At 51.2% G+C, this 3,004-nt stretch carries 1 rRNA gene; it reads left to right on the top strand.

The window, feature by feature from the left end:
- Positions 1-77 precede the first annotated feature (77 nt).
- Positions 78-2,962, top strand: a 23S ribosomal RNA gene (locus AAEU32_RS15770).
- The last annotated feature ends 42 nt before the right edge of the window (positions 2,963-3,004 follow it).

Genomic DNA, 3,004 nt, shown 5'->3' with positions numbered 1-3,004 from the left:
ATTGTGCGTCTACTTTAGTATTCTAACTTCTGGCGAAGTTAAACAGTCCTTGAAATACACACCCTTTTGGGTTGTATGGTTAAGTGACTAAGCGTACACGGTGGATGCCTTGGCAGTTGGAGGCGATGAAGGACGTATTAACTTGCGATAAGCCTGGTCAAGCTAGTAAAAAGCGCTTGAGGCCAGGATTTCCGAATGGGGAAACCCACCTGCTTGCAGGTATCTTGCACTGAATACATAGGTGTAAGAGGCGAACGCGGAGAACTGAAACATCTAAGTACCCGTAGGAAAAGAAATCAACCGAGATTCCGAAAGTAGCGGCGAGCGAAATCGGAGCAGCCCTTAAGCTTATTTGGTGTTAGTGGAAGCCTCTGGAAAGTGGCACGATACAGGGTGATAGTCCCGTACACGACAATGTCTTATAAGTGAAATCGAGTAGGTCGGAGCACGTGAAACTTTGACTGAATATGGGGGGACCATCCTCCAAGGCTAAATACTCCCAACTGACCGATAGTGAACCAGTACCGTGAGGGAAAGGCGAAAAGAACCCCTGTGAGGGGAGTGAAATAGAACCTGAAACCGTGTACGTACAAGCAGTAGGAGCCCTTCGAGGGTGACTGCGTACCTTTTGTATAATGGGTCAGCGACTTATATTTTGTAGCGAGGTTAACCGATTAGGGTAGCCGTAGTGAAAGCGAGCGTTAACTGCGCGTACAGTTGCAAGGTATAGACCCGAAACCCGGTGATCTAGCCATGGGCAGGTTGAAGGTTGAGTAACATCAACTGGAGGACCGAACCCACTAACGTTGAAAAGTTAGGGGATGACCTGTGGCTAGGAGTGAAAGGCTAATCAAACCGGGAGATAGCTGGTTCTCCCCGAAATCTATTTAGGTAGAGCCTCGGACGAATACCATTGGGGGTAGAGCACTGTTTGGGCTAGGGGGTCATCCCGACTTACCAACCCCATGCAAACTCCGAATACCAATGAGTACTATCCGGGAGACACACGGCGGGTGCTAACGTCCGTCGTGGAGAGGGAAACAACCCAGACCGCCAGCTAAGGTCCCAAAGTGTATGTTAAGTGGGAAACGATGTGGGAAGGCTAAAACAGCTAGGAGGTTGGCTTAGAAGCAGCCACCCTTTAAAGAAAGCGTAATAGCTCACTAGTCGAGTCGGCCTGCGCGGAAGATGTAACGGGGCTAAACATACCACCGAAGCTGCGGCTGCGAACTTAGTTCGCGGGGTAGGGGAGCGTTGTGTAAGTGGCTGAAGGTGTGCCGGGAGGCATGCTGGACATATCACAAGTGCGAATGCTGACATGAGTAACGACAATGCGGGTGAAAAACCCGCACGCCGGAAGACCAAGGGTTCCTATCCCATGTTAATCAGGGTAGGGTGAGTCGACCCCTAAGGCGAGGCCGAAAGGCGTAGTCGATGGGAAACGGGTTAATATTCCCGTACTTGGTATAAATGCGATGGGGGGACGGAGAAGGCTAGGCAGGCACGGCGTTGGTTGTCCGTGTGAAAGTATGTAGGCTTGAATCTTAGGAAAATCCGGGATTCTTTAAGGCTGAGATACGAGACGACACTCTACGGAGTGGAAGCTGTTGGTGCCATACTTCCAGGAAAAGCCTCTAAGCTTCAGTTTATACCGAATCGTACCCCAAACCGACACAGGTGGTCAGGTAGAGAATACTAAGGCGCTTGAGAGAACTCGGGTGAAGGAACTAGGCAAAATAGTACCGTAACTTCGGGAGAAGGTACGCTCTTGAGTGTGAAGGACTTGCTCCGTAAGCACTTGAGAGTCGCAGTGACCAGGTGGCTGGGACTGTTTATTAAAAACACAGCACTGTGCTAAATCGCGAGATGACGTATACGGTGTGACACCTGCCCGGTGCCGGAAGGTTAATTGATGGGGTTAGTCCTTGGACGAAGCTCTTGATCGAAGCCCCGGTAAACGGCGGCCGTAACTATAACGGTCCTAAGGTAGCGAAATTCCTTGTCGGGTAAGTTCCGACCTGCACGAATGGTGTAACCATGGCCACGCTGTCTCCACCCGAGACTCAGTGAAATTGAAATCGCAGTGAAGATGCTGTGTACCCGCGGCTAGACGGAAAGACCCCGTGAACCTTTACTACAGCTTGGCACTGAACATTGAGCCTACATGTGTAGGATAGGTGGGAGGCTTTGAAGCAGTGACGCCAGTCATTGTGGAGCCATCCTTGAAATACCACCCTTGTATGTTTGATGTTCTAACGTTGGCCCCTGAATCGGGGTTGCGGACAGTGCCTGGTGGGTAGTTTGACTGGGGCGGTCTCCTCCCAAAGAGTAACGGAGGAGCACGAAGGTTGGCTAAGTACGGTCGGACATCGTACGGTTAGTGTAATGGTAGAAGCCAGCTTAACTGCGAGACAGACACGTCGAGCAGGTACGAAAGTAGGTCATAGTGATCCGGTGGTTCTGAATGGAAGGGCCATCGCTCAACGGATAAAAGGTACTCCGGGGATAACAGGCTGATACCGCCCAAGAGTTCATATCGACGGCGGTGTTTGGCACCTCGATGTCGGCTCATCACATCCTGGGGCTGAAGTCGGTCCCAAGGGTATGGCTGTTCGCCATTTAAAGTGGTACGCGAGCTGGGTTTAGAACGTCGTGAGACAGTTCGGTCCCTATCTGCCGTGGGCGTTTGAGAATTGAGAGGGGCTGCTCCTAGTACGAGAGGACCGGAGTGGACGAACCGCTGGTGTTCGGGTTGTCATGCCAATGGCACTGCCCGGTAGCTACGTTCGGAATCGATAACCGCTGAAAGCATCTAAGCGGGAAGCGAGCCTCGAGATGAGTTCTCACTTGGAGTTCGACTCCACTAAAGGGCCGTTGAAGACTACAACGTTGATAGGCAGGATGTGGAAGCGCTGTGAGGCGTTAAGCTAACCTGTACTAATTACCCGTGAGGCTTAACCATACAACGCCAAAATGGTGTGAGACTGTTAAGTTAGAAGTTAGA

Origin of the sequence: Pseudoalteromonas maris (assembly GCF_049257235.1) — a bacterium.
Taxonomy (GTDB): domain Bacteria; phylum Pseudomonadota; class Gammaproteobacteria; order Enterobacterales; family Alteromonadaceae; genus Pseudoalteromonas.
This window is presented reverse-complemented; position numbering and strand designations above follow the sequence as displayed.